General features: G+C 65.4%; 8 protein-coding genes. 2 read left to right on the top strand and 6 right to left on the bottom strand.

The features are described from left to right. Positions 1-267: aldehyde dehydrogenase family protein (locus tag AWC17_RS30980; protein WP_244193550.1), on the top strand; the 267-nt coding region annotated here is incomplete at its 5' end. Between the two features lie 145 nt (positions 268-412). On the opposite strand, the gene AWC17_RS30975 is transcribed toward AWC17_RS30980, so the two are convergent. From AWC17_RS30975 to AWC17_RS30950, 6 genes are all read right to left on the bottom strand, one after another. Next, complete coding sequence (locus AWC17_RS30975; protein ID WP_231588639.1) at positions 413-952, bottom strand: maleylpyruvate isomerase family mycothiol-dependent enzyme; 540 nt, start codon at positions 950-952, stop codon at positions 413-415. Next, complete coding sequence (locus tag AWC17_RS30970; RefSeq protein WP_046185633.1) at positions 936-1,397, bottom strand: MaoC family dehydratase; 462 nt, start codon at positions 1,395-1,397, stop codon at positions 936-938. Before AWC17_RS30970 ends, AWC17_RS30975 begins: the two co-directional genes overlap by 17 nt. Continuing rightward, positions 1,394-1,867 carry a MaoC family dehydratase gene (locus AWC17_RS30965; protein ID WP_197083473.1) on the bottom strand — a complete coding sequence of 158 codons (474 nt, stop codon included), beginning with the start codon at positions 1,865-1,867 and terminating at the stop codon, positions 1,394-1,396. Before AWC17_RS30965 ends, AWC17_RS30970 begins: the two co-directional genes overlap by 4 nt. A 62-nt stretch (positions 1,868-1,929) precedes the next feature. Further along, positions 1,930-2,355 (bottom strand): nuclear transport factor 2 family protein, encoded by a 426-nt coding sequence (locus AWC17_RS30960; protein WP_046185634.1) that lies wholly within the window; start codon positions 2,353-2,355, stop codon positions 1,930-1,932. Positions 2,356-2,447: 92 nt separating this feature from the next. Continuing rightward, complete coding sequence (locus tag AWC17_RS30955; protein WP_046185635.1) at positions 2,448-4,034, bottom strand: AMP-binding protein; 1,587 nt, start codon at positions 4,032-4,034, stop codon at positions 2,448-2,450. 21 nt (positions 4,035-4,055) lie between these two features. Further along, positions 4,056-5,183, bottom strand: coding sequence for an aromatic ring-hydroxylating oxygenase subunit alpha (locus AWC17_RS30950; RefSeq protein ID WP_046185636.1), 1,128 nt, complete (start codon positions 5,181-5,183; stop codon positions 4,056-4,058). A gap of 152 nt (positions 5,184-5,335) precedes the next feature. On the opposite strand from AWC17_RS30950, the gene AWC17_RS30945 reads away from it, so the two are divergent. Beyond that, complete coding sequence (locus AWC17_RS30945) at positions 5,336-6,589, top strand: cytochrome P450 (protein WP_046185637.1); 1,254 nt, start codon at positions 5,336-5,338, stop codon at positions 6,587-6,589. Positions 6,590-6,595: the final 6 nt, after the last annotated feature.

The raw sequence follows: 6,595 nt of genomic DNA, 5'->3' as shown, positions 1-6,595 counted from the left end.
TGGGCGGGTTCGGAGGGCGGGCCGGGGAAACGGATCGGTAGAAATGCCGACACCGCGCCCCGGTCCGACCCCTACACACACGGCTTGGAGATCGCGGCGGGTGTGCGCACCGGCACCTACGGCATCAACATGTACACGCTTGACATCGGCGCCCCATTCGGTGGTTTCAAGCAGTCGGGCATCGGACGCGAGTTCGGCCCGGAGGGCCTCCACGAATACGTCGAGCTTCAGACGCTGGTGTGCAAAGGGCAGCTACCGCCCTTATAAGCGCAGTCAGTGATCACATCCGTCACGCCTGTCCCGTGAGCGGTACATGAGGCGATTTCCATTCGCGATATCACCGGCGATATCGGAATTGAAACTCATCCCTCGGCCGCTCTCGCACCGACACCGTCAGCCTTGAGCCGGCGCGCTATGAAGTCTCCGGTCGCCATGAAGGATTGCGGCCGAGCCGCGCGAGAAGATTGGTCTGCGCGTCACTTTCGTCAGGCACCACAACCGGTGCGCCGAACATTCCCGATGAACTCAAGGTCTGAGAATCCGCCGGCAGGCCGTCGTAGAACAGCCGACACCATGCGGAATCCAGCCGGTCATCTGCCCCTACCGCGCGAGCAAGATCCCACGTGTGCACCAAAACCTCGCGGGTCAGATTCGGCATCAGCCTGTACTCATCCAGCTGAGTCACTCTGCCGGATTCAACAGCATCGGTCAGCGCGTCGTAGGTCAGTTGCCATCGCACTTGCAGGTCTTCTCGTGGCCGCTCCGGCTTTAAATTCAAGGGACGCAATAAAAGTACGTCATGAAAACCGATGACGTGCTCGAGCACTCCTCGCGCATCCCAGGCATCGCAGGGGGACCGACGGTCCCATTTGCCATCCGCCGATCGAACCGCCTCGCCGAATCGTTGGCAAACCGCCAGATGGAATTCGCCTACGTCATCCATCGCCGCCATGCCCACTTTCGGGCATCTGCAGAGTGAGCTCGACGGGGCAGCACAGCGCGCCGTGCTGATTGGTCACCTGGATCTCGACGTCGACCAGGCAGCGGGGAGGGTCCACCGAGGTGTCGCGCCGCTTGGCCACCGCGCGTCCCCGGCCGATCATGGTGTCGCCTGCATACACCGAGCCCGTCAGCCGCAGGGAACGCCGCACCACCCGGCTGCTCGGGCCCGCCCAATCGGTCGCGACGCGGTCGGCGAAGCCGGCGAGGTGCATCGTGTTGACATAGATCGTCGGATTGCCCTGGCGCTGCGCGTATTCGGGATCGAAGTGGCCCGGGAAGTAGTCCCACGTCGCTCCCGCGTTCTCCACCACTCGCTGATAGCTGATGTGGTCGACCACCTCGGGCAGCTCGACCGGGACGGTGATCTCGTCGAAGTCAAGGTCGTCGCCGGTCACGGGGATGTCCCGGGTGTGAAGCGGAACAAGGTGTTCCGGCATGTGGCGACCACCGTCCCGTCCTGGCGGCGATAGGTCTCCAGCGTCTCGACGAAATGACCGACGCCCAGCCGGGTCCGCTTCTCCGGAGACACCGACACCAGTTCCTCGACGACGGTCAGCACGTCACCTTCGACGATGGGCTGCAAGAACTCAACATCGTTGGCCGCGTTGATGAACGTGGTGCCCGGCAGCGGCACCCGCAGCACCAGCGATGCCGCCGGCGGCCTGCCCTGTGGCTGCCACGGCGGAGGGATCAGCCACCCCATCAGCAGGGCCGGGGGCGCTAGGAGGCCTCCCCATTTCCGGCGGGCGAACTCGGCGTCCCAGTACGAACGATTGCCGTCGTGGACCATCGCGGCGAATAACTGGATGCGTGCCCCGCTGACGGCGGTGGCCGCGGTGCGCGGCTTACTCGTCGCGCCGACCATCCGCAGCGCGTCTTCATAGGTGCCGAAGGCCAGCTGGTAGCTGAGGTCGGGGTCCACGCCGCTCACATAACGAGCGGGTGCCGACTGGGTGCCGAATCCCATTGCAGCACACGGGAAGTGAAGTACCAGCCGCCGCGCTCGTAGATCAACGTGTCCCGGAATATCCCGGTGGCCCGCAGCGTGGTGTCACCGTACATGGCGGCGAAAAGCACCGCGACGCAACGCTGTGTCGCGTCGACTCCGTCGACCCGGATCTCGTGGTCGACCGTGACCAGTCGTTGTCCGTCTCCGCCGTCGAAGGCCGCGCGCAAGTCGTCGAACGTGTCCCCATCACGGTGGTAGGTGGCGCCGGAGTGGCGGAACGTGGCAATCCAGCGCTCGCGATCGCCCTCGGAGTAGGCCCGGTTGTGCCGGGCGTTCAGGTTGAGGATGGCGGCACGACCCGTGGCGGCCTGCAGCATTTGCTGTTCCTGATAGGACATGGTCATTTTGGTCTCCAGCCTCTCTCGGGTGGCCGCCAACGAGCGAAATCATGTAACGGTAGATTGACTAGCCGAAGATTACGTAACATTAACGTAACTTACCGGCTAACGATATAGCCCTGAGCTTCACGATCCCACGTCTCCCGAGTCACCCCCCGCTCGCGCAACAAATCCTTGCGTATCCGCCCGATGACATTCTTCGGGAGTTCGTTGACGGTCTCCACGAATCGCGGCACGCAGAAGTACGGCATCCGGGCCGCGCAGAAATCGAGCAGCTCGGTGTAATCCAGTGTGGCCCCGGGCTGCAACGTCACGACCACCAGGATGTCGTCTTCGCCCAACGCGCTGGGCACCCCGACCGCGGCGGCTTCGGCCACGGCGGGATGGCTCATGACAACGGTTTCCACTTCGACCGAGGAGACGTTTTCGCCGCGCCGGCGCAGCGAGTCTTTCCTGCGGTCGACGTAGGTCAGGTTCCCCTCGGTGTCGAGCCGGCCGAGGTCGCCGGTGCGGAACCATTCTTGATGTGGAATCACCCGCAGGCCTTGCCCGACATAGCCTTCGCTCATCACGTGCGGGTACCGGGCCCGGCAGGCGATCTCGCCGACTGCGGCCGCGGGCACCGGATCGCCTCTTTCGTCGACGATGCGCACGTCGAAATTGGGATTCGGCCGGCCCGATGTTCCGGGAACCCCGTCGTCGGCCAGGGCCTTGACGGCGATCGGAAACGCCTCGGTCATCCCGTACATCGTGACGATGCGGCAGCCATAACGCTTTTCGATGTCCCGATAGGCCTTGGCGTCGATCGGAGCCGCGGAGATGAACCGCAACGGCAGCTGCGCGTCACGCGGATCCGCCGGAAGGTTGTGCAGCATCGACACCATCGCGCCTGCGCCGGCGAAGCCGATGGCACCGTGGTTGCGTACGTCGTCCCACACCGCACCGGGGTGAAACGCCTGCGCCAGCACCGTCGTCGCGCCGAGCAGCATCGGGGCCAGCACGCTGGGCGCCGCGCTCAGGTGAAACAGCGGCATCGCCGTCCACAGCACCTCCTCCGCGCTCAATTCCCAGGCCGACGCGACCGTCGCGGCCACCGTGAACAGGTAATGCCAGCTCGTGGCAACCGCTTTCGACGGCCCGGTGGTCCCCGATGTGTAGAACAGACAACCCACATCCCCCGCCGCCGCGCCAACGTCGCCGACCCGTCGGCCGGCGCCTCGACTCAAGGCCGCCTCGAGTGAATCGCCTTGCAGCACAACGCTCGGCACCGTGTCGAGCGCACCGACAACCTCGTCGACCCGGGGCCGGCGCTCGGCATCGGTCAGGATGACCTTGGCCCGCGACAGCTGCAGGGCGTGCAGCAGGAAGTCCCCTTTGTACGCGGCATTCACGGCCGCGCTCACCGCGCCGATGCGGGCCGCACCCAGCCAGAAGTAGACCCATTCCGGGCAGGTGCCGGTGAACAACGCCACGCCGTCGCCCCGGCCGACGCCCAAGTCCGTGAGCATGTTCGCCGCCGCGCAAGACCGTTGCCGCATCTGCTCGAAGGTCACGTCGACGCCGGCGATCGACATCATCACCCGGTCGGGATGCTGTTCGGCACGCCGATCGAGGACGGCCGGGACGGTGAAACCTTCGACGCCGAAATCAGCGGGCCCGGGAGGTCCGCTCCGGTCGGGGCACATGAGGCTTCCAGGGGCTCCCGATCAGGCTTTCGCGGCCGCGGGGTCGGGCTCACCGTCGGCGGTGTAGCCGAAGTCGGACGGCGAGGACTGCGTACCCGGGTAGAAGCGGTGTGCCCAGCGGCGAAGGGCGGCATAGTCGTGCGCCTCTTCGGGAGCCAGGTTCGGCTTCTCCAGGTACTTCATGTTCTCCCATGTGAAGAAGTCCTGTTTGATGACCTCTTGCTGGAGCGCCAGGAATTTCGCCGCGCGCCCGGTCGGCACGTCGCCCGCGTCGCCCGGCTCGCGGACGGACGCCTGCGTGTAGAAGTAATCGGTGTAGTCCTCGTCGACCGGCGTCTGGCCGGTGACTTGGACCGTGGCCACCAGCTCGCTGGGGAAGCGGACGACCCCCAACCCCAGCGAATAGTTGTCGTAGATGATCTTGGCGTCGACCGGCCCATTGGGAGTAAGCCAGGTGGACGCGCGGCCGCCGCCGAAATGGGCGTTGACGGTCGCGTGCAAGTGGTAACCGGACACCTCGAACGACGCGGTGGTGGCGGGATTGGCGGCCTTGTGCACATATTGCACGTGGTACGGGTCGGCGGCGTTCTCGATGATCATCTGCGGGTGCACCTTCACCCGGTTGAGCATCTGGGTATGCGGGTGCAAAGGGTAGTACTCGTTGGTTTCCAGTTCGGGCAACACCGGGGGCTGCCAGTACGGCGCCCGGCCGTGACGCTCGTGCCACGCGAGGACGAAGCCGTACCACTCCATGCTCGGGTACGTGCGGATGCGAACGTTGTTCTTGCAACCGATCTTGCTGTAGGGGATCAGCGCATTGGTGCCGTCACCCCGCCAGCGCCAGCCGTGCCAGGGGCAGACGAGGTTCTCGCCTTCCACGGTGCCGCCGACGGCTAAGTTGGCGCCGAGGTGCTGGCAATAGGCGTCCATCACGTGCACTTGGCCGGACTCGGTGCGGAAGATGACGAGTTCCTCGCCGAAGTAATGGGCACGCTTGACCTGGCCGGCGGGCAGGTCGGAGCCGAAGGCAACGATGAACCAGCCCGTCGGGAACCGGTAGGTCGACAGCGCAATGCCGGCCTGCCCGAACTCGCGTTCCGAAGGATCTCCGGCCGAGTCCGACGCCGGGTCCGAAATTGTATGCGTCACGCGCTCTCCATATCCCGCCCTGACCAAGGCGAGCCGAGCGCAACTGGGCCGCCCTTCACTCACCGCGGTTCGACGACAAGGTCTATTTTTACTATTTTAAGCATTGAACGTCAACGCGGCACCAGGCGCCTCCGGGCAGAGCGGGGTTTCAGATGACGGCAGCGGCAGTGGACCTTTCCGACTTCGCGCTGTGGCGCAACGGTTTTCCCGACGAATTGTTCGCGGAGTTGCGGCGCAGCCGGCCGCTTTTCCGCCACGACATGACGCCCGGCGTCACTCGGCTCTTCCCCGGGACGGCCCCGCGCGAGTTCTGGGTGACCACCAAGCACCGGCACACGGTCCGGCTGCATCGTGATGTCGACTCCTTCACCGCGGTCGACGGCCCGCTCATCCAGCCGGTCGGGATGTTCGCGTCTTACCCGACCATCATCAACATGGACCCGCCGGGGCTGAACAAGCGCCGCAAGCTCATCTCGAACGCGTTCAACCCGCGGGCGATCGCCAAACTCGAGGACGGCATCCGTGCGCGGGCCGCGCGCATGGTCGGCGGGCTGCTCGCCGAGGGCGGCGGCGATTGGATCGAGGACGTCGCCGACGCCCTGCCGATGACGGTCATCGGCGACATCATCGGCATACCGGAGGACGACCGGCCGCGCATCTTCGACTGCCTGGACCGCATCCTGAAGGCCAACGCGGCTGAGGGGCGGCTGGGCCGGCAGGAATTTACCGACCTCTACGCCAACATCTTCGGGTATGCCATGGAGCTCACCGCGGCGAAGCGGCGCAATCCCACCGACGACATCTGGAGCACCCTGGCGACCGCGGTGATCACCGGTGAGGACGGTGAGCAATTCAGCCTGCCGCCTAACGAACTCGAGTTCTTCTTCTTCGTGCTGGCGTTCGCCGGCAGCGACACCACCAAGAACGCGTTGGCCAGCGGGCTGCAGGCGTTCGTGGCGAATCCGGCGCAGATCGACCGCTATCGCGAGCAGGAAGCGCTGCGGCCCAACGCCATCGAGGAGGTATTGCGCTGGGCGTCACCGGTTGCGTACTGGACGCGCACCGCGAAGGTCGACGTGGAAATGGATGGCCAGCACATCGCGAAGGGCGAGCGGGTGGTGTCGATGCTGCGTTCGGCGAACCGCGACGAGGAGGTCTTCGAGTCGCCGTTCACCTTCGACATCGGCCGGCAGCCCAATCCGCAGGTGGCGTTCGGCGGCGGCGGACCGCATCACTGCCTGGGCGCCATGCTGGCGCGAGCGGAGCTTCGCGCGGTGTTCGACGAACTGTTGCTGCGCTGCGACGACATCGAAATCGGCCCGGCCAAGGTGGCTCACCCGAACCTGACCACGAACATGTCGATCTACGATGAGATGTCGATATCGCTGACCGAACGGTCGGTCTGACTGCCC

The organism is Mycobacterium nebraskense, from assembly GCF_002102255.1.
Classification (GTDB): domain Bacteria; phylum Actinomycetota; class Actinomycetes; order Mycobacteriales; family Mycobacteriaceae; genus Mycobacterium; species Mycobacterium nebraskense.
This window is presented reverse-complemented; position numbering and strand designations above follow the sequence as displayed.